The organism is Yersinia enterocolitica (genome assembly GCA_002082245.2).
Classification (GTDB): domain Bacteria; phylum Pseudomonadota; class Gammaproteobacteria; order Enterobacterales; family Enterobacteriaceae; genus Yersinia; species Yersinia enterocolitica_E.
The window spans coordinates 3,385,334-3,405,051 of sequence record NBTC02000002.1 but is presented as its reverse complement, the minus strand read 5'-3'; the positions used below and the strand labels follow the sequence as shown (position 1 = coordinate 3,405,051).

Below are 19,718 nucleotides of genomic sequence, written 5' to 3'. Positions count from 1 at the left end.
AGTTATACCTGGCCTTGTAGGAAACTGTCTATCTCTGCACGCCACGGAATAGAGGGCTGCGCGCCGGGGCGAGTCACCGCGATAGCGGCTGCTGCGTGAGCAAAACGTACTGCTGAGTCCATTATCTGACCTTCCAATAACGCAGTTAATAATGCGCCATTGAATGTATCACCAGCAGCAATAGTATCTACGGCGTTAACCTTGAACCCGGCAACCAATTTCCCTTTACCTTGTTCACTAAGCCATACGCCACGGCTACCCAATGTAATGATTACGGTAGCGATGCCTTTATCATGCAGAATTTGCGCTGCTTGCGCTGCGTCATCATCCTGATCAATATGAATCCCCGTTAAACGCTCGGCTTCTGTTTCATTCGGAGTAATCATATCCACCAGCGTTAATAGCTCGTCCGGTAATTCACGAGCTGGTGCCGGATTAAGAATAACCTGTGTTTGATGCAGCTTCGCCAATTTAGCGGCAGCAATAACTGTCTCAAGTGGTGATTCCAGTTGCATCAATAATGCATCTGCATCGATAACTTGCTGCTGGTAGCGACCAAGATATTCAGGTGTAACTGCCGAGTTAGCACCGGCATTGATACCAATGACGTTTTCGCCTTCACCATTCACGAAAATCAAAGCAACACCGGTTGTGGTATCCGCTACAGCCTCGATTGGCGCAGTATCAATGTTATCGTTGGCTAATTGCTGGCGCACCCGGTCACCAATATCATCTTTACCCACACAGGCAATAAACGCGATGTTTGCTCCGCTACGGCCAGCAGCTACCGCCTGGTTAGCACCTTTGCCACCAAACGCCACTTTATACTGCTTCCCGATCACCGTTTCACCTGGGCGCGGAAACTGCTCAACATTCAGAATATGGTCGGCATTGATGCTGCCCAAGACCACCAGTTTGCCTGTTTTCATCGTATTTATTCCTTTGTGAATGACACCGCCACCCGTAACGTTTTGTTTTCCGTTTTAGGGTAGCGGCGTTATATGCCCTGCTTTTCGATATTATTTAGTCACTAATTTCAAATCAACCGGGATAACGGCCTGCACTTTCTCGCCTTTCAATACTTTATCAGCGGTTTGCACGCCAATAACACCAATCTGGTCAGGGCGTTGAGCGATAGTTGCGCCCAGTTTGCCGCCTTGAACGGCTTTAAGACCGTCGTCGGTGCCATCAAAACCAACCACTAGCACATCGGCTTTACCGGCTGTTTGCAAGGCACGCAGTGCGCCCAGTGCCATCTCGTCGTTCTGTGCGAATACAGCCTGAACATTCGGGTGGGCGGTCAGCAGGTTCTGCATCACATTCAAACCTTTAGTACGATCAAAATCAGCAGGTTGGCTGGCTAACAGTTGGAATTTATGTTGATCCATTGACTGCTTGAAGCCTTCACCACGTTCACGGGCCGCAGACGCCCCCGCAATCCCTTCCAACTGAATCACTTTGGCATCATTACCCAATTTTTTGGCAATGAAATCACCGGCCATTTTGCCACCAAAACGGTTATCGGAGGCAACGTGACTCACCACAGTGCCAGAGTTTGCCAAACGGTCGAGTGTGATAACCGGGATATTGGCCTTATTTGCCATTTTGACTGCGTTACCGACTGCATCGGAATCAGTTGGGTTAATCAGCAACAGTTTGGTGCCGCGAACCGTCAGATCCTGCACGTTAGCCAGTTCTTTCGCTGGGTTATTTTGAGAATCCAATACCACCAGGTTATAGCCGAGTTTATCCGCTTCTTTTTGCGCGCCGTCTTTCATTGAAACAAAGAACGGATTATTCAACGTGGAAACTACCAGTGCGATGGTGTCTTTTGCCAGTGCGTTAGCACTTACGGTGGCGCTCAGGGCAACAACAGAGATCAAGGTAGCTAGTTTCTTCATTTTCATGGTCGCAATTCCTGTAGGGAGTTAGGAGGTTATTTGCTGCTTTTATTGTCTACCAATACCGCCAGCAGGATAACCACTGCCTTTACGATCATTTGGTAGTAAGAGGAGACACCCAATAAATTCAAACCGTTATTTAAAAAGCCGAGGATTAACGCGCCAATCAGGGTGCCGACGATCCGCCCCTTACCCCCAGCAAGGCTGGTACCCCCAAGAACCACGGCTGCGATTGCATCCAGTTCATAGCCAGTACCGGCTGTAGGTTGTGCCGACGACAGGCGGGCCACTTCGATAATCCCAGCCAGTGCCGCTAACAATCCACATAATGAATAAACAATAATCTTAACTTTATCTACGCTAATACCAGAGAGCCGTGTTGCTGACTCATTGCCACCCAATGCGTAGATATAGCGGCCCAGGCGAGTGTGGTGCAACATGTACCACACAGCAATAAAGACGATAGCCATCAACCAGATTGGTGTTGGTATACCCAATGGGCGCCCGATACCGAACCAGCCAAAAGTATCAGCCACATCAGTAAAACCGGTATTTACTGGGCTACCATTGGTGTAAACCATAGTAACGCCACGTAATAACAGCATCATGACCAGAGTGGCAATGAACGCTTGTACCTTACCTTTAGCGACAATGACCCCGGTTATGGCACCAATAAATGCCCCTAACGCCAATGCAGCTGCGACGGCAACCAAAGCATTCACTTCCAACCCAACAATAGATGCCGCTACTGCGCCAGTCAGTGCCAATAATGACCCGACAGACAAATCAATACCGGATGTCAGGATAACCAGCGTCATACCCACCGCCATAATGGCATTGACAGAAGTCTGCTGGAGAATGTTAAACATGTTATTTAGGGTAAAGAAGTTCGGGCTTAGTGACGAAACCACAGCAATCAGCACCAGCAGCGCAATCAGTGATTTTTGTTCTAATAACCATTCTTTACTGAACCAGCGTTTTGTCTGGATAGCTTGGGAACTCATATCTGATTACTCCTGCTCTACTCGTCATATTTCAAGCCGCATTTGCGTTAGCTTCCTGCAACTCGAATTATTTAGAGTGTAAATAAATTATTTTTCAATAAATCACGCTTGCCAACGGCTGCCGCCATCAACACTTCCTGGGTAGCCTGTTCAATAGAGAACTCGCCGCTTAGCTGGCCTTCATGCATCACAAGAATGCGGTCACTCATGCCCAGCACTTCCGGCATTTCTGAGGAAACCAGAATGATGCTCAACCCTTCTTGTTTGAATTGGTTGATTAATTGGTAAATTTCTTTTTTAGCCCCGACGTCGACACCACGGGTAGGTTCATCAAGGATCAACACTTTAGGACGGGTCATTAAACCGCGTGCAATAGCCACTTTCTGCTGGTTACCACCGGATAACAAACCAATAGGTTGTTCCATGGAAGGTGTTTTAATATTAAATAAACGAATGAAATCCGATACCGCCTGCTGCTCTTCAGCATGCTTGAGCGAACCACCTGAACGGCTAAAATAACGCAATGCAGTCAAAGACATATTCTCTTTAACTGACATTCCAAGTACCAAACCATCCCGTTTGCGGTCTTCAGAAATATAGACAATGCCATTTGCCAGACCATCTTGTGGTGAATGGGTGACAACTTCGCGGCCATCCAACATCACAAAACCTGATTTACGCGGTAGCGCGCCATAGATGATTTTCATCAGCTCGGTGCGACCAGCCCCCATCAGACCGGCAACCCCCAAAATTTCGCCACTGTATAAAGTGAAACTGACATTTTTCACGCCCGGGCCGCATAGCTGTTTGACCTGCAAACGCTTTTCACCACGGGGTATATTCAAGCGCGGGTACTGTTCTTCCAGCTTACGGCCCACCATCATCTCAATCAGTGAGTTTTCAGTCAGACTATCAACCGGTTTTTCGGCAATAAATTGCCCATCACGAAATACCGTGACGTCGTCGCAAATCTCAAAAATCTCTTTTAACCGGTGAGAGATATAAACAATTCCGCGACCTTCCGCCTTTAGCTCTTTAATCACATTAAACAGAGAGGCGGTTTCAGTATCGGTAAGCGCATCGGTTGGCTCATCCATAATGATCACTTTGGATTCAAAGCTCAGCACTTTGGCTATCTCCACCATTTGCTGATCACCAATGGAAAGCTCACCCACTAGCCGATGGCTGCTGTAACTGATATTAAGGCGCGCCAGCAGTAAATCGGCTTCGGCATACATCTTTTTCCAATCGATGCTGCCAAAACGATTAACAAACTCACGCCCTAAGAAGATGTTTTCTGCGATAGTTAATTGAGGAATCAGGTTAAGTTCCTGATGAATAATGCCAATGCCCGCTTCCTGCGAGTCTTTTGGGCCATTAAACGCCACTTCCTTACCCATAAAATACTGACTGCCAGCATCTTTACTGTAGATGCCGGTCAGCACTTTCATCATGGTCGATTTTCCAGCGCCATTTTCGCCTACCAGTGCCATCACCCTGCCGGGATAGACACTCAGTGCGGCACCGGAGAGTGCTTTAACGCCGGGAAAGGCTTTATCAATCCCTTTAAGTTGCAGCAAAGGTTGCATAAATGCCTCAGAAGGTTACGCCGGAACAGAGAATGACATTAGCAAAGGGGGAACATTCCCCGCTACGGATCACTGCCCGGCTTTGTTTGGTTTGCTCTTTAAAAGCCTCATGGCTGATATAGCGCAAAACAATTTGGTTTCCCTGGTGCTGCTCAAGTTGTGATAGTTGCGCGAGTAACGCTTCATGGAGTTGCGGATTATTTTTAACGATCTCCTCCGCCAAGACTGCACTTTCAACCTGCATTTCTTGTGTTACCACCTCAAGAACCTGAAGAAATCCAGGGACGCCTCGTGTCAGTGCCAGATCGATACGTGTGGTGGTTGCCGGTATCGGCAGCCCCGCATCACCTATCACAACCTGATCGGTATGGCCCAGGCGGGAGATAACAGCGGAAATATCAGAATTAAGTAATGCGCCTTTTTTCATTTTCTACTCCAACAGCGAAACGTTTCGCTGATACTGAGTTTAGAAAAATAGCCGCAGAAGGCAAACCCAATTTGATGAAATTGTGATCGCCATCGAAACGTTTCGCTGAACAGTGGGAAAAGAAGAAGAATAGGTACAAAAAAGGCCGTTAATCATAACGGCCTTTCAGATTAAATCTCTACCTGCGTCCCAAGCTCAATCACCCTATTCGGTGGGATCTCAAACTGGTCAGCTGCACGCAGCGCATTCCGACTGAGCGCAATAAATAACTTACCGCGCAGGAACAGGTACCACGGCCGCTTGGTAAGGATTAGCGACTCATGGGACATAAAGAATGAGGTTTCCATCATCTGGCATGGCAACCCCTCCAGGCCGCAGCGATGGAAGATTTCTTCCACATTCGGTGTTTCACGCCAACCATAACTGGCCACCACTCGCCAAAACGTCGGGGAGAGTTGTTCGATGGTTACCCGGTTCACATTGTGCACATACGGCGCATCTTCAGTTCGCAATGTCAGTAGCACAACCCGTTCATGCAACACCTTATTATGTTTAAGGTTATGCAACAGCGCGAAGGGAATGACATTCATTGCGCGCGACATATACACAGCAGTACCCGTAACCCGCACTGGGGGGGATTTCTCCAATGAAGCAATCATCGCTTCCAGTGAATTACCGTGTTCATGCATACGGCGCAGCAAACCGAAACGTTCACTTTTCCAGGTCGTCATGATGATAAACATCACCAGCCCCAGAGACACTGGCAACCAACCACCGGAGAACAATTTCAACGCATTGGCAGAGAACATAGGGACATCGATAATCAGCAAAATCACCAGTAAGATGCCGACAAATACCCGATTCCAGTGCCAGTTTTTCAATGCCACGATGCAGAACAGAATACTGGTTATCACCATGGTACCGGTTACGGCGATACCGTACGCGGCCGCCAGGTTACTGGAACGTTCGAAGCCAACAATAACCAATACCACCGCCAGATAGAGAGTCCAGTTAATGACCGGGATATATATCTGGCCAGATTCCATTTCGGAGGTATGAATAATCCGCATTGGCGGTAAATAGCCTAGGCGAACCGCCTGCCGGGTGAGCGAGAATACACCGGAAATAACCGCCTGCGAGGCAATAACGGTCGCCAGGGTTGCCAGAATTAACAGCGGAATCAATGCCCAGTCAGGAGCTAATAAGAAGAAGGGGTTTTTGATGGCTTCAGGATTTTTCAGCAATAACGCGCCCTGACCAAAATAGTTCAGTACTAATGAGGGCAAAACCACGGTAAACCAGGCTAAACGAATAGGGAATTTACCAAAATGGCCCATATCTGCATATAAGGCTTCCACCCCAGTTATCGCCAGTACAACTGCGCCAAGCGCATAAAACGACACGGATTTATATTCAGTAAAGAAACCTATCGCCCATTTAGGATTCAGCGCAACCAATACTTCTGGATTCGCAATAATACTGCGCAAACCAAGTAGTGCGATCGTCAGAAACCAGACCAGCATCACGGGAGCGAATAATTTACCGACACTGCCGGTACCGTGCTTTTGAATCACAAACAGCAGGGTGAGTACCGCAATGGAGCAGGGAACAATATAAGGGTCTAATGCTGGGGCTGCTATTTCTAGCCCTTCAATGGCCGACATAACGGATATTGCCGGGGTGATGACCACCTCACCATAAAAGAAACTGCCGCCAATTAACCCGAGAATCACCAGTATTGAGGTGGCTCTGGAAGAGGTATTACGCCCTGCCAAAGACATTAACGTTAAAATGCCCCCTTCGCCGGCGTTATCGGCCCGCATGACATAGGTAAGATATTTAATCGAGACAATCAGGATAAGCATCCAGAAAATCAGCGATAAAAAGCCAAACACCACGTCCGGGCGGACATCAAAACCATAATGACCAGAAAAGCACTCTCTCAAGGTATAGAGCGGGCTGGTACCAATATCACCGTAAACTACCCCTATTGCCGCCAGGGTTACCGCCGATAAAGACTGTTTATGTTCTGTGCTCATAATTGATTTCTTTTTGCTAGAACATCCATAAGCTGATGCGTGCGTTTAAGAACCTTAATCCTCGGTTCTGTATTGTTTATACGCCCACCAAAAGGCGCACAGTATGCACGATTTCAATGGATTGCCTACTCTTAAATAGGCACCTAACAGAGCGAAAATTCATCAACTACAAATAACTGATGATATAAAAATTCTACGAATCAACGAACTATCTTATTAATAAAACCAGCGATCCCATGAAGAAAAGATGGTTTATTCCTTTTTATCAGGTAAAAATCAATCAACTAACGGAACATGTAGAACAATTATGGCGCAATCATCACAATTAGCAGAAAGAATCTCCCGCTTAAGCAGTGCCCTTGAAAGTGGTCTGTATGAAAGACAGGAAGCTATCCGCTTATGTTTGCTGGCCGCCCTCAGTGGCGAGAGTGTTTTTTTGCTCGGCCCACCGGGAATTGCCAAAAGCCTGATTGCCCGCCGCCTGAAATTTGCCTTCCGTAATGCCCGTGCATTTGAATATCTGATGACCCGTTTCTCAACACCGGAAGAGGTGTTTGGCCCCCTCTCGATTCAGGCATTGAAAGAGGAGGGACGCTATCAACGGATGACAGGCGGTTACCTGCCGGAGGCTGAAATCGTCTTTTTGGATGAGATCTGGAAAGCCGGCCCGGCAATTCTAAACACCTTGCTGACAGCGATTAATGAACGGCGCTTTAGAAATGGTGATCGGGAAGACAGCATCCCTATGCGATTACTCGTTACTGCCTCTAACGAGCTGCCTGACGCTGATAGTAGCCTGGAAGCACTTTATGACCGCATGTTGATCCGTCTATGGCTGGATCGCGTACAAGAGAAGCAGAACTTCCGCTCACTACTGCTCAGCCGACAGAATGAAAATCATAATCCGGTGGCAGAAAATCTCAGTATCAGCGATGAAGAGTTCTATCAGTGGCAACCGTTGATCGACAAAATCACCTTACCGGATCACTGTTTTGAGCTTATTTTTCAGTTACGTCAACGGCTCAGTGCGCAAGAACAAGCGCCCTATGTCTCAGATAGACGTTGGAAAAAAGCGCTACGCCTGTTACAAGCCAGTGCTTTCTTTAGTAGCCGCAGTGAAGTGACACCCATCGACTTAATCTTGCTGAAAGATTGCCTGTGGCATGACCTCAGTTCGCTTAAGCTGCTGCAACAGCAGCTTGAACAGTTATTAACCGAGCAGGGATATCAACAGCAAAGCCTGTTAATGAAACTACAGCATGTTCAGGGTCAGTGGTTGCAGCACCAACAACAGCAAAGTGACCATCAAGCGCTAACCGTCGTCAAACAAAGCGGTATGTTCAGCCGCAAATCCCAATATGCTCTACCAGACGACCTGACAGACAGCACTTTGACGCTTTTGCTGCAAAAACCGCTCAGCCTGCACGATATTCAAGTTACCCATTTGCAAATAGAAAAAGATGCCCTCGCTCAATGGTTGAACAAAGGAGGGAGCTTGCGCGCTAAATTAAATGGTGTCGGTTATGCCCAATCCATTGATGCAGAAATTGATGATAAATTGCATATCACAATACTGGATATCAGCCGCCAACCCTCCACACTTTCCCAACCGGGCACGGCAACTGTCAGTGTTCCCCCGGAATTGCTGGTGGAATTAACCACAGTAGAACATAGTCTTGCCGAACAACGGCGGCTATTCAGCCAACACCAGCCGTGTTTATTCACTCCCTCCTCATGGCTTGCCAAAGTCGAGGCCAGCTTGTTGCAGGTGGCAGAACAACTTAAACAGCAACAGCAAAAAATGCGCGGACACTGACAGATGCTCAGCCTGGCAACATTGGATATGCTGCTATCGATAAGTGAGGGTGAGCTTATCGAAGAGATGGTGATCGGGCTATTGGCGTCACCTCAATTAGCACTATTTTTCGAAAAATTCCCGCGAATTAAACGGGCGCTAATGAAAGATATTCCTGGTTGGAAGCAAAACTTACAGCAGCGTATCCGCGAGGCTAAAGCTCCGGCTACTCTGGCAAATGAGTTTTCCCTATACCAACAAAGCTTGTTGGAAAGTAGCCCACTATTTTATGTGCATCTGCCAGATATTGTGGCTCAGTTACAGCAATGGCAATCGCCCTTTGCTTCACAAGCCAATACATTGCTACAAACCGCTGATTTAGCCAGAAACCCTCAACCCGGCGATAGTTTACAAACCTTATTTTTACAGCGTTGGCGTGTCAGTCTAACGCTACAAACCATCACCATTCATCACCAGTTACTTGAGCAAGAGCGAGAGCAACTTCTGGCTGAACTCCAGCAGAGATTGGCGCTCAGTGGGGCATTAGAACCTGTACTGGCAACCAATGATGGGGCAGCAGGGCGGCTTTGGGATATGAGTCAGGGCCACTTACAGCGTGGCGATTATCAATTGCTACTGCAATACGGTGACTTTCTACAACAACAACCCGAATTACAACAACTGGCCGAGCAATTGGGTCGTAGCCGTTCAGCAAAGGCACAACCGACACCAGAGGCTCGCTTTGAACCTTATACTGTCATGGTTCGCCAGCCCGATACAGTGCCAGAGGAGGTCAGTGGCATTCATCAAAGCAATGATATTTTGCGATTGCTCCCGACGGAACTGGTGATGTTAGGGATGAGCGAGCTGGAATTTGAGTTTTATCGCCGTTTACTGGAGCGCCGCTTACTCACTTACCGTTTGCAGGGTGACAACTGGCAGGAGAAAACCTTACAGCGCCCGGTCAGTCTTAAAAGCAATGATGAACACCCTCGCGGCCCTTTTATCGTCTGTGTCGATACCTCAGGCTCCATGGGCGGATTTAACGAACAATGTGCCAAAGCATTTTGTCTGGCTCTGCTTCGAATTGCACTGGCAGATAATCGCCGCTGTTACATCATGCTATTTGCCACTGAAATAATTCACTACGAGCTATCTGCTGCCAGTGGTATTGAGCAGGCGATTCGTTTTCTTGGCCAACATTTTCGCGGAGGTACCGATCTGGCTGCTTGCTTAGCCAGCACATTAAATAAAATGGAAGATAGAGAATGGTATGACGCAGATGCAGTGATCATTTCAGATTTTATCGCCCAACGTTTACCAGACGAATTAGTCAGAAAGATTAAAATCCAGCAACAAGCCCACCAGCACCGTTTTCATGCTGTTGCCATGTCTGCGTATGGTAAGCCCGGTATCATGCGAATTTTCGATCATATCTGGCGTTTTGATACTGGGCTAAAAAGCCGCTTGATGCGCCGCTGGAAGCGCTAGTTAAGCAGGCCGGCTCCAACGTTTATCGACAACCCCAATATCGTCATATTAAAGATAAATGATAACACTGACTGCAAGAGTACTACGCGGCGGATATCTGACGTGCCGGTAGAGACATCGGCAGTTTGGCAAGCCACACCAATGGTAAATGAGAAATAAAGGAAATCCCAATAGGAAGGCGTGGTTATCTCTTTGGGGAAAAGTAACGGTAGAACCGTTTCTGATTTATCGCGGCGCATATAAAACAAATGTGCGTAGTGCATAGTAAAAGCGGTGGATAATAATAACCATGAAACCAATAACGTCAGCCCTGTCAGGACCAAATGGAACGCCTTGGCAGAGCCTGAGAGCTGATTCGCCGTGCTCAATTCAAATAAAATAACCAGAATACTGGCCAGACACGCCATGCTGACAATACTCAGCACCATACTGGCACTTTCATCCTGCACCCGGGCTATTTTGCTGATTTTCGTCGAATCAGTGCGTAATAATTGCAACCATAAAAACAGTAAATAAAGCCAGGCGGAAACATTCCAACTAACCATCAGACGCAGCAATACCGAGTAATGTGTTGGCAGCAGGAAATAAGTGACAACACCCGCGCCAACCGAAAACAACAATCGTGGCCGAGCGTGTAAATAGTGCTTTATAGGATGAAAAAGGGCCATAACATCAACAACCTTGCATATAGTGATATTTAAAATATTTATATATCACTACAGCATAGATTAAAAACCCACAATTATATTGGGAATCAATAATCCCCAATATAATTGGTCTTGTAGGTAGGCAGCAAGCGCACTCCCCCCTACAACATCTAGTATTAAGGGGATTTACAGCAGGCCTTCAACCTTCTCGCTAATTTCTGGCCCCCATACGCCACATTGAACCTGACCGATATGTTGCTGTTGCAGCAATAACATCACTAAACGAGACTGGCCGATACCGCCACCGATAGTTTGCGGCATTTCACCACTCAGCAGTGATTGGTGCCATTCCAGTTTCAGACGATCTTCATCAGAAGTCAGTGCCAATTGGCGTTTAAGTGCCTCAGCATCAACACGTATCCCCATGGATGAGATTTCAAACGCGTCTTCAAGAACAGGGTTCCAGACAATAATGTCACCGTTCAAGCCCGCAAAACCTTCAGCACTCGGCGACGTCCAGTCATCATAATCTGGCGCTCGGACATCATGAGATTTACCGTCAGCCAATTTACCACCGATGCCAATCAGGAATACAGCTCCCAGCTCTTTAGCTATCGCACGTTCGCGGCCTTTAGCATCCAGGTCAGGGAAACGCGCACGCAGGCTTTCGCTGTGGATAAACTGAATATTCTCTGGCAGGAATGGCTTCACACCAAATTCAGCACTGATCGCTACTTCAGTTTCTTTAATAGCGGTATAAATCTTGTTAACAGTGGATTTCAGATAAGCCAGGTTGCGTTCACCATCTCCCATCACGCGTTCCCAATCCCACTGATCGACATACACAGAATGAATAGCACTTAGGCGATCTTCATCAGGGCGCAATGCTTTCATATGAGTATATATCCCTTGGTCAGCACCAAAATCAAAGCGACCCAAGGTTTTGCGTTTCCATTTAGCTAATGAATGAACGACTTCAAAAGTTGCATCCGGCAATGTCTTCACTTTTACCTGAACGGCTTTCTCTGAACCTGAAAGGTTATCTTGAGTACCATCACCCACACGACTCAGGATTGGTGCCTGTACTTCAATCAGACCCAGTTGTTGTTCTAATTGACGGGAAAAGAATGATTTTACGAAGCTGATTTGTTGTTGTTTTTGGATAAATTGTTTTTTCATTGCCGTTTTCTCGATTCGTTATTACTGATTATGCTAATTAGGTTATGCCACCTGGCTTGACATCGATTAAGCAACATAATGAGGGTTAAATTCAATATCCAACAAATAATATTGCCTTTTCACTTTTAATAATTCATTTTTATGGGTCTTAAATTAAGTAATCGTTAAAAAAAGGAGGCAAATATGGGTGAAATTTATCAAATCGATAATCTCGATCGCGGCATCCTGAACGCATTAATGGAAAATGCACGCACACCTTATGCTGAATTGGCAAAAAATTTTGGCGTGAGTCCAGGAACTATCCATGTGCGAGTGGAGAAAATGCGCCAGGCGGGGATCATTACCGCGGCTTGTGTTCACGTTAATCCAAAAAAACTCGGGTATGACGTGTGTTGCTTTATCGGTATTATTTTGAAAAGTGCCAAAGACTACCCGTCGGCACTAAAAAAACTGGAAGGTTTAGAAGAAGTTGTAGAAGCCTATTATACCACCGGCCACTACAGCATTTTTATTAAAGTGATGTGTAAGTCAATAGATGCGCTCCAGCAGGTACTTATCAACAAGATCCAGACTATCGATGAGATCCAGTCAACGGAGACACTTATCTCCCTGCAAAACCCCATCATGCGTACCATTGTGCCTTGAGCACTAAATAACTATACCCACATTATCCACAGGTAGATCCCAGCTGATTCACAGCGTACAATACCGGCTCTTTACTTCGGTTGGGTTCTTTATGGCTGACATTACCTTGATCAGTGGCAGTACACTCGGCAGCGCTGAATATGTTGCTGAACATTTAGCTGAGAAATTAGAAGAAGCAGGTTTTTCTACAGAGACGCTGCATGGCCCTGAATTAGACGAGCTTACGCTTGAGGGTACGTGGCTAATAGTCACATCAACCCACGGTGCGGGTGATCTCCCAGATAACCTTCAACCATTATTAGAACAAATCGAACAACAGAAGCCTGATCTTTCTCAAGTGCACTTTGGTGCTGTTGGTTTGGGCAGTTCAGAATATGACACTTTCTGCGGTGCAGTGAGAGCATTGGATCAACAATTGATCGCACAAGGCGCCAAACGTTTGGGTGATATTTTAGAAATTGACGTCATCCAACATGAAATTCCCGAGGATCCGGCAGAGGTTTGGGTCAAAAATTGGATTAATTTGCTCTAATTTGATTAAAGATCACGCGAACGAATGTGGATAAGTATGCTTAAAAGCAGGGTAAAACCGGTACATATCCACATAACAACCTTGGCACCTCAAAGTGCCTGTGCATAACATGCCATTTAGATCCCAGCTTATACGCAATAGGATCACCGATCATTCACAGCAAACGATCTTCCTTAATACTATGATCTTCCATGTGAATAATCACTTATCCACAGAGGATCATGATCCTAATAAGAGATCTAATAAAGAGATCTTTAAATAAAAAGATCTTCTTTTAATTAAGGGGGATCCTAAGCCGCTTGGTCGAAAGTCTAAACTTGAGTAGAATCCCCCACCCCGGGGCAAACACAGAAATTCGCATAACGGCGAGGTGCAGTACCATGTTTTATCCAGATCAATTTGACGTCATCATCATTGGTGGTGGCCATGCCGGCACGGAAGCTGCAATGGCAGCGGCACGCATGGGACGTCAGACCTTATTGCTGACGCACAACATCGACACACTGGGACAAATGTCTTGTAACCCAGCGATTGGCGGTATCGGTAAGGGACATTTGGTAAAAGAGATCGATGCTCTGGGTGGTCTGATGGCCATGGCGACTGACCAAGCGGGTATTCAGTTTAGGATACTAAACGCCAGCAAAGGGCCAGCGGTAAGAGCGACCCGAGCTCAGGCTGACCGTGTGCTGTATCGCCAGGCAGTACGTACCGCATTGGAAAACCAGCCAAACCTGATGATCTTTCAACAGCCAGTTGAAGATCTGATTGTTGAAAATGATCGCGTTGTGGGTGCAGTCACCCAAATGGGTCTTAAATTCCGGGCGAAAGCGGTGGTATTAACCGTTGGTACTTTCCTCGACGGAAAAATTCATATCGGTCTTCAGAACTACAGTGGTGGTCGTGCTGGTGATCCGCCATCCATCTCATTGTCACAGCGTTTGCGTGAATTACCACTGCGCGTTAATCGCCTTAAGACCGGTACTCCACCACGTATTGATGCGCGGACCATTGATTTTAGCCAATTGGCTCCTCAGTTCGGTGATACGCCTATTCCAGTATTCTCTTTCCTGGGTCATGCCGATCAACATCCTGAGCAGATGGCGTGCCACATTACGTATACCAATGAAAAAACGCATGAAGTGATCCGCAATAACTTGGATCGTAGCCCAATGTATGCCGGGATCATTGAAGGGATCGGGCCACGCTACTGTCCGTCGATCGAAGACAAAGTTATGCGTTTCGCCGATCGTAATTCACACCAGATCTTCCTTGAACCAGAAGGTCTGACCAGTAATGAGATCTATCCGAACGGTATTTCAACCAGCCTGCCTTTCGATGTACAGATGCAAATCGTCCGTTCAATGAAAGGGCTAGAAAATGCCCGTATCATTCGACCAGGTTATGCCATCGAATATGATTTCTTTGATCCGCGTGATTTGAAACCTACCTTGGAAAGCAAATATATCCACGGTCTGTTCTTTGCTGGGCAAATCAATGGCACTACCGGCTATGAAGAAGCAGCGGCTCAAGGGCTGCTTGCAGGGCTTAATGCGGGCCGCTTCGCTAACGATGACGATGGATGGTCACCTCGCCGCGATGAAGCTTACCTTGGCGTGCTGGTGGACGATTTAAGCACCCTTGGCACCAAAGAACCGTATCGCATGTTTACCTCTCGCGCAGAGTATCGCTTGATGCTGCGTGAAGATAATGCGGATCTGCGCTTGACTGAGATGGGCCGTAAATTGGGGTTGGTTGACGATGCTCGTTGGGCACATTTCAGCAAGAAAATTGAGCAAATTGAAAAAGAACGTCAACGTCTGCGTGATATCTGGGTACATCCACACTCAGAAAACGTTTCTGAGATCAATGCATTACTAAAAGCGCCGTTGTCTAAAGAAGCCAATGGTGAAGAATTACTGCGTCGGCCTGAAATTGATTATCGTTTGCTGACAACCCTAACCTCTTTTGGCCCAGCATTAACAGATCCACAAGCTGCGGATCAGGTTGAAATTCAGGTTAAATATGAAGGGTATATTGCGCGTCAGCAGGAAGAAATTGAAAAACAACTGCGCAATGAGAATACTCTACTGCCGGCTGATCTGGATTATCGTCAGGTGTCTGGTTTATCGAACGAAGTCATCGCTAAACTGAACGATCACAAACCTAACTCAATCGGACAAGCCTCGCGTATTTCTGGCATTACCCCAGCAGCAATCTCTATTTTATTGGTTTGGCTGAAAAAACAGGGGTTGTTACGCCGTAGTGCCTAACAACCGACGTTTGCCTGCATTGCTAAGGGATAAGCAGTGCAGGTAAGTTCTTCTTTGCTTCAGGCCACAACTAACGGTTCAAACCACTGCCAAGCTAGATTATCATTCCTCATCCCGGCCCTTTTCATGCTGACTGAACGAGCTTAGTCAGAGGATATTGTTGTGTTAAAAAAATTAGATTCCCTGCTAAATGCCGCAGCTATTGTGTTACCTGAACAGCAAAAATTACAGTTGATAGGCTATGTAGAACTGCTGCATAAGTGGAACAAAGCTTACAATCTGACTTCTGTTCGTGACCCACAGCAAATGCTAGTGCGACATATTCTGGATAGTATTGTGGTTAACCCACATTTGCAGGGTGACCGGTTTATTGATGTGGGCACCGGCCCTGGGCTTCCTGGGATACCGCTGGCAATTGTACGGCCTACTGCGCACTTTACGTTGCTAGATAGCTTGGGTAAACGTGTACGCTTCTTGCGTCAGGTACAGCACGAACTGGGCTTAAATAATATTGAGCCAGTGCAAAGCCGAGTTGAGGACTTTGCCGCAAAACCGCCATTTGATGGTGTAATAAGCCGTGCATTTGCATCTCTACAAGATATGCTGTCTTGGTGTCACCATTTGCCAGCCAAGCCTGAAGGGCGCTTTTATGCGCTTAAAGGGGTGAGGCCGGACGATGAGTTAGCCGTACTGCCGGAGGGTATTAGCCTTGAATCGGTCGTGCGATTGCAGGTGCCAGAGTTGGAAGGTGAACGCCATCTGGTCATTCTTAAGTCAAACTAACTTTGTTATTTATCAAAAAAATGTAATAAATCCTTGGCGGATGGTAGGAAAATTATCGTATTTATTATTTTTAATATCGATAAGTATTTCTTCGCTTACTATCGTACCGGCAGATTATATTTTACGTGTTGTTTACAAAAACAGCGATAACAGATGGCATAACTATATTGAAAGCTGGCAAATAGTCACTTTAGTCATTACTTTAGCTGTGCCATCACTCTTTTTATGTAGACGAAGTGTTGCTTGATTATTATCTGAAATGTCAACGGGAAGTTTTTACTAAGTAGATAAGTTGTTCGATAATAGTTTAATTTTAACATTATGATTTATAAAACTTTTTAATGGCTCTTTTCGTTAAAGACAAACAGAAGCTTTATGGGATATAAATCAGTTTGTTTTAAGTTTTGTGATCAGTTGCACGCTTTATTGGTAATGGTTGGAATCGTCAGACAATTAAATGGGGGCTTTATTCCGAGGCTTTTCTTGTGAAAATAGTCCGAAAGAAGAAAATTTAAATAATTGTTCACCTTTTCGCTACTTATCGATTGAATTCGTTTGAGTGGCCCGTATAATTTGCTCGTTTTTTGCTGCTTGACTCAATGGGGTAAAAGGCAGTTTTATACCTCACTCAGCATACCCTTAGTGTGGTTCGGAGAGAACAAACGTCATGCCTGTATCCCTTTACAGTGGGAAAATCGCACGAAAGCTGCTGTTTTTGCAGTTAATGACTTTTGTTGTTCTCAGTGCTGCTTTTGGCTTTAAAAGCCTGGAATGGAGTGCTTCTGCTCTGGCAGGAGGATTGGCGGCTTGGTTGCCCAGCGCCATGTTTATGTTGTTTGCTTGCCGCCATCAGGCAAAAACAGCAGCTCCAGGTCGTGTTGCGTGGTCGTTTGCCATTGGCGAAGGGTTAAAAGTTATCATGACGATAATTTTGCTGATTGTGGCTTTGGGGCTGTTTAAAGCAGCGTTTGCGCCACTCGGTTTAACCTATTTGGCGGTGCTGATTGTGCAGATATTGGCACCGGCTGTGATTAGCGGCTACCGTACTTAACCGTTATCGTATTTAACTACAAAAAGGGTAAGAGGCATCATGTCTGCATCAGGAGAAATCTCTACTCCAAGGGACTACATAGGTCACCACCTGAATAACCTTCAGTTGGACCTGCGTACCTTTGAGTTGGTCAATCCCCACTCACCTGGCCCTGCAACGTTCTGGACGTTGAACATTGACTCTTTGTTCTTCTCTGTCGTGCTGGGGTTAGCTTTTCTGTTTGTGTTCCGCAAAGTCGCGGCAGGTGCCACCAGTGGCGTGCCTGGCAAATTGCAGACTGCTGTTGAGTTAATTATCGGTTTTGTCGATAACAGCGTGCGGGATATGTACCACGGCAAAAGTAAAGTCATAGCACCATTAGCCCTGACCGTGTTTGTTTGGGTTTTATTGATGAACATGATGGACTTACTGCCAATCGATTTACTGCCTTACATTGGTGAACATGTCTTTGGGTTACCTGCATTGCGCGTGGTACCTACTGCGGACGTGAGTATTACCTTGTCCATGGCATTGGGTGTCTTCATCCTGATTCTGTTCTATAGCATCAAAATGAAAGGTGTAGGCGGCTTCGTAAAAGAACTCACGATGCAGCCGTTCAATCACCCGATATTTATTCCAGTTAACTTAATTCTGGAAGGTGTCAGCCTGCTGTCCAAACCCGTTTCACTCGGTTTGCGACTGTTCGGCAACATGTATGCGGGTGAGTTGATCTTCATCCTTATTGCGGGTCTGTTGCCGTGGTGGTCACAGTGGATGCTCAGTTTACCTTGGGCTATCTTCCACATACTGATTATTACGTTACAAGCCTTTATCTTCATGGTTCTAACGATTGTCTATCTGTCGATGGCGTCCGAAGAGCACTGATTTTCTTAATATACCCTAAATAATTCGAGTTGCAGGAAGGCGGCAACTGAGCGAATCCCGAGGAGCTTACATAAGTTAAGTGACTGGGGTGAACGAAGGAAGCCAACGCACATGTAGCTTGAAGTATGAAGTGTATAACACTACTGCGTTTAACTGAAATAATTGGAGACTGTCATGGAAAACCTGAATATGGATCTGCTGTACATGGCTGCCGCTATAATGATGGGTTTAGCGGCAATCGGTGCTGCGATCGGTATCGGCATCCTGGGTGGTAAATTTTTGGAAGGCGCTGCACGTCAGCCTGACCTGATTCCTCTGCTGCGTACACAGTTCTTTATCGTCATGGGTCTGGTTGACGCCATCCCTATGATCGCTGTTGGTCTGGGTCTGTACGTGATGTTTGCTGTCGCGTAAGTAGAGTTTTCTCTACCGTGAACTACACCAAACTATTAACTTTTAAAGAGGCATTGTGCTGTGAATCTTAACGCAACAATCCTCGGCCAGGCCATCGCGTTTGTCCTGTTTGTCCTGTTTTGTATGAAGTATATATGGCCGCCAATTATGGCTGCCATCGAGAAGCGTCAAAAAGAAATTGCTGACGGTCTCTCTTCTGCAGAGCGTGCCAAAAAAGATTTGGACTTAGCGCAAGCCAATGCGACCGACCAACTGAAGAAGGCTAAAGCAGAAGCACAGGTGATCATCGAGCAGGCAAGTAAACGCAAAGCTCAGATCCTTGATGAAGCTAAAACTGAAGCCGAACAGGAACGTAACAAAATCGTGGCGCAAGCGCAGGCAGAGATCGACGCCGAACGTAAGCGTGCTCGTGAAGAGTTGCGTAAGCAAGTCGCGATGTTGGCTATAGCTGGCGCCGAGAAGATCATCGAACGTTCCGTGGATGAAGCTGCTAACAGCGACATCGTTGATAAACTGGTCGCTGAACTGTAAGGAGGGAGGGGCTGATGTCTGAATTTGTAACTGTAGCTCGCCCCTACGCCAAAGCAGCTTTTGACTTTGCTGTTGAGCACCAGGCGGTTGATCGTTGGCAGGATATGCTAGCGTTTACTGCCCAAGTGACGCGCAATGAACAGATCGCTGAATTGCTTTCCGGTGCTGTTGCACCAGAAACAATGTCTAAGACGTTTATTGCAGTCTGTGGTGATCAGCTCGATGAATCCGCACAGAACTTCATTCGAGTTATGGCGGAGAATGGCCGTTTACTGGTTCTTCCTGAGGTGCTACAGCAGTTTATTCAACTGCGTGCCTCGCTGGAGTCGACCGTCGACGTCGAAGTGAGCTCTGCGAGCCCACTGAAAGACGAACAGCTAGCTAAAATTGCTGCTGCGATGGAAAAACGTCTATCACGCAAAGTTAAGCTGAATTGCAAAATCGATAAGTCCGTAATGGCCGGCGTAGTAATACGTGCAGGCGATATGGTGATAGATGGCAGCGTTCGCGGTCGTCTAGAACGCCTGGCGGACGTCTTGCAGTCTTAAGGGGACTG

The 19,718-nt window shown here is 46.6% G+C and carries 19 protein-coding genes; 11 read left to right on the top strand and 8 right to left on the bottom strand.

What is annotated here, in order from left to right; genetic code table 11:
• Window positions 1-2: 2 nt before the first annotated feature.
• The 6 genes from A6J66_017015 to trkD all read right to left on the bottom strand — a co-directional run bounded on the left by A6J66_017015 (window position 3) and on the right by trkD (window position 6,960).
• On the bottom strand, window positions 3-929 hold the full coding sequence (locus A6J66_017015; GenBank protein ID PNM25731.1) for a ribokinase: 927 nt from the start codon (window positions 927-929) through the stop codon (window positions 3-5).
• A 90-nt stretch (window positions 930-1,019) separates the two neighbouring features.
• Window positions 1,020-1,907: a ribose ABC transporter substrate-binding protein RbsB gene (locus tag A6J66_017010; GenBank protein PNM25730.1), complete on the bottom strand. Its 888-nt coding sequence runs from the start codon at window positions 1,905-1,907 to the stop codon at window positions 1,020-1,022.
• A 29-nt stretch (window positions 1,908-1,936) separates the two neighbouring features.
• On the bottom strand, window positions 1,937-2,905 hold the full coding sequence (locus A6J66_017005) for a ribose ABC transporter permease (protein ID PNM25729.1): 969 nt from the start codon (window positions 2,903-2,905) through the stop codon (window positions 1,937-1,939).
• Between the two features lie 71 nt (window positions 2,906-2,976).
• The gene (locus A6J66_017000) at window positions 2,977-4,494 is read right to left on the bottom strand and encodes a ribose ABC transporter ATP-binding protein RbsA (protein ID PNM25728.1); all 1,518 of its coding nucleotides are present in this window, start codon (window positions 4,492-4,494) and stop codon (window positions 2,977-2,979) included.
• A 7-nt stretch (window positions 4,495-4,501) separates the two neighbouring features.
• Window positions 4,502-4,921, bottom strand: coding sequence for a D-ribose pyranase (locus A6J66_016995; protein ID PNM25727.1), 420 nt, complete (start codon window positions 4,919-4,921; stop codon window positions 4,502-4,504).
• A gap of 170 nt (window positions 4,922-5,091) precedes the next feature.
• The gene (gene trkD / locus A6J66_016990) at window positions 5,092-6,960 is read right to left on the bottom strand and encodes a low affinity potassium transporter Kup (GenBank protein PNM25726.1); all 1,869 of its coding nucleotides are present in this window, start codon (window positions 6,958-6,960) and stop codon (window positions 5,092-5,094) included.
• Window positions 6,961-7,267: 307 nt separating this feature from the next.
• Here trkD and A6J66_016985 point away from each other — a divergent pair, with 307 nt between their 5' ends.
• A complete protein-coding gene (locus A6J66_016985; GenBank protein PNM25725.1) occupies window positions 7,268-8,776 on the top strand; it encodes an ATPase RavA in 1,509 nt (502 codons plus the stop codon).
• A 3-nt stretch (window positions 8,777-8,779) separates the two neighbouring features.
• Window positions 8,780-10,246 (top strand): ATPase RavA stimulator ViaA, encoded by a 1,467-nt coding sequence (locus A6J66_016980; GenBank protein PNM25724.1) that lies wholly within the window; start codon window positions 8,780-8,782, stop codon window positions 10,244-10,246.
• Here the strand turns inward: A6J66_016980 and A6J66_016975 are convergent.
• Both A6J66_016975 and A6J66_016970 read right to left on the bottom strand, forming a co-directional pair.
• On the bottom strand, window positions 10,243-10,914 hold the full coding sequence (locus tag A6J66_016975; GenBank protein ID PNM25723.1) for a DUF1345 domain-containing protein: 672 nt from the start codon (window positions 10,912-10,914) through the stop codon (window positions 10,243-10,245). The genes A6J66_016980 and A6J66_016975 overlap by 4 nt on opposite strands.
• 165 nt (window positions 10,915-11,079) lie before the next feature.
• Window positions 11,080-12,072: an aspartate--ammonia ligase gene (locus A6J66_016970; protein PNM25722.1), complete on the bottom strand. Its 993-nt coding sequence runs from the start codon at window positions 12,070-12,072 to the stop codon at window positions 11,080-11,082.
• Window positions 12,073-12,255: 183 nt separating this feature from the next.
• On the opposite strand from A6J66_016970, the gene A6J66_016965 reads away from it, so the two are divergent.
• From A6J66_016965 to A6J66_016925, 9 genes are all read left to right on the top strand, one after another.
• Window positions 12,256-12,717: a transcriptional regulator AsnC gene (locus A6J66_016965; GenBank protein PNM25721.1), complete on the top strand. Its 462-nt coding sequence runs from the start codon at window positions 12,256-12,258 to the stop codon at window positions 12,715-12,717.
• Window positions 12,718-12,808: 91 nt separating this feature from the next.
• Window positions 12,809-13,249 carry an FMN-binding protein MioC gene (locus A6J66_016960; protein ID PNM25720.1) on the top strand — a complete coding sequence of 147 codons (441 nt, stop codon included), beginning with the start codon at window positions 12,809-12,811 and terminating at the stop codon, window positions 13,247-13,249.
• A 380-nt stretch (window positions 13,250-13,629) separates the two neighbouring features.
• Window positions 13,630-15,519: a tRNA uridine-5-carboxymethylaminomethyl(34) synthesis enzyme MnmG gene (locus A6J66_016955; GenBank protein PNM25719.1), complete on the top strand. Its 1,890-nt coding sequence runs from the start codon at window positions 13,630-13,632 to the stop codon at window positions 15,517-15,519.
• Between the two features lie 162 nt (window positions 15,520-15,681).
• Window positions 15,682-16,302 (top strand): 16S rRNA (guanine(527)-N(7))-methyltransferase RsmG, encoded by a 621-nt coding sequence (locus A6J66_016950; GenBank protein PNM25718.1) that lies wholly within the window; start codon window positions 15,682-15,684, stop codon window positions 16,300-16,302.
• A gap of 667 nt (window positions 16,303-16,969) precedes the next feature.
• Window positions 16,970-17,353, top strand: coding sequence for a F0F1 ATP synthase subunit I (locus A6J66_016945; protein ID PNM25717.1), 384 nt, complete (start codon window positions 16,970-16,972; stop codon window positions 17,351-17,353).
• A gap of 39 nt (window positions 17,354-17,392) precedes the next feature.
• Window positions 17,393-18,217, top strand: coding sequence for an ATP synthase subunit A (locus A6J66_016940; protein PNM25716.1), 825 nt, complete (start codon window positions 17,393-17,395; stop codon window positions 18,215-18,217).
• Between the two features lie 174 nt (window positions 18,218-18,391).
• Window positions 18,392-18,631: an ATP synthase subunit C gene (locus A6J66_016935; GenBank protein PNM25715.1), complete on the top strand. Its 240-nt coding sequence runs from the start codon at window positions 18,392-18,394 to the stop codon at window positions 18,629-18,631.
• A 60-nt stretch (window positions 18,632-18,691) separates the two neighbouring features.
• Window positions 18,692-19,162, top strand: coding sequence for an ATP synthase subunit B (locus A6J66_016930; protein PNM25714.1), 471 nt, complete (start codon window positions 18,692-18,694; stop codon window positions 19,160-19,162).
• Between the two features lie 14 nt (window positions 19,163-19,176).
• Window positions 19,177-19,710, top strand: a complete 534-nt coding sequence (locus tag A6J66_016925) for a F0F1 ATP synthase subunit delta (GenBank protein ID PNM25713.1) — start codon at window positions 19,177-19,179, stop codon at window positions 19,708-19,710.
• Window positions 19,711-19,718: the final 8 nt, after the last annotated feature.

What these genes read in the sequence shown, in the direction of transcription:
- A6J66_016940 (PNM25716.1), top strand. Translation starts at nt 17,393, where the DNA reads ATGTCTGCATCAGGAGAAATCTCTACTCCAAGGGACTACATAGGTCAC.
- A6J66_016975 (PNM25723.1), bottom strand. Translation starts at nt 10,914, where the DNA reads ATGGCCCTTTTTCATCCTATAAAGCACTATTTACACGCTCGGCCACGA.
- A6J66_016925 (PNM25713.1), top strand. Translation starts at nt 19,177, where the DNA reads ATGTCTGAATTTGTAACTGTAGCTCGCCCCTACGCCAAAGCAGCTTTT.
- A6J66_017005 (PNM25729.1), bottom strand. Translation starts at nt 2,905, where the DNA reads ATGAGTTCCCAAGCTATCCAGACAAAACGCTGGTTCAGTAAAGAATGG.
- A6J66_016995 (PNM25727.1), bottom strand. Translation starts at nt 4,921, where the DNA reads ATGAAAAAAGGCGCATTACTTAATTCTGATATTTCCGCTGTTATCTCC.
- trkD (PNM25726.1), bottom strand. Translation starts at nt 6,960, where the DNA reads ATGAGCACAGAACATAAACAGTCTTTATCGGCGGTAACCCTGGCGGCA.
- A6J66_016935 (PNM25715.1), top strand. Translation starts at nt 18,392, where the DNA reads ATGGAAAACCTGAATATGGATCTGCTGTACATGGCTGCCGCTATAATG.
- A6J66_016980 (PNM25724.1), top strand. Translation starts at nt 8,780, where the DNA reads ATGCTCAGCCTGGCAACATTGGATATGCTGCTATCGATAAGTGAGGGT.
- A6J66_016965 (PNM25721.1), top strand. Translation starts at nt 12,256, where the DNA reads ATGGGTGAAATTTATCAAATCGATAATCTCGATCGCGGCATCCTGAAC.
- A6J66_016960 (PNM25720.1), top strand. Translation starts at nt 12,809, where the DNA reads ATGGCTGACATTACCTTGATCAGTGGCAGTACACTCGGCAGCGCTGAA.
- A6J66_016955 (PNM25719.1), top strand. Translation starts at nt 13,630, where the DNA reads ATGTTTTATCCAGATCAATTTGACGTCATCATCATTGGTGGTGGCCAT.
- A6J66_017010 (PNM25730.1), bottom strand. Translation starts at nt 1,907, where the DNA reads ATGAAAATGAAGAAACTAGCTACCTTGATCTCTGTTGTTGCCCTGAGC.
- A6J66_016985 (PNM25725.1), top strand. Translation starts at nt 7,268, where the DNA reads ATGGCGCAATCATCACAATTAGCAGAAAGAATCTCCCGCTTAAGCAGT.
- A6J66_016945 (PNM25717.1), top strand. Translation starts at nt 16,970, where the DNA reads ATGCCTGTATCCCTTTACAGTGGGAAAATCGCACGAAAGCTGCTGTTT.
- A6J66_017015 (PNM25731.1), bottom strand. Translation starts at nt 929, where the DNA reads ATGAAAACAGGCAAACTGGTGGTCTTGGGCAGCATCAATGCCGACCAT.
- A6J66_017000 (PNM25728.1), bottom strand. Translation starts at nt 4,494, where the DNA reads ATGCAACCTTTGCTGCAACTTAAAGGGATTGATAAAGCCTTTCCCGGC.
- A6J66_016970 (PNM25722.1), bottom strand. Translation starts at nt 12,072, where the DNA reads ATGAAAAAACAATTTATCCAAAAACAACAACAAATCAGCTTCGTAAAA.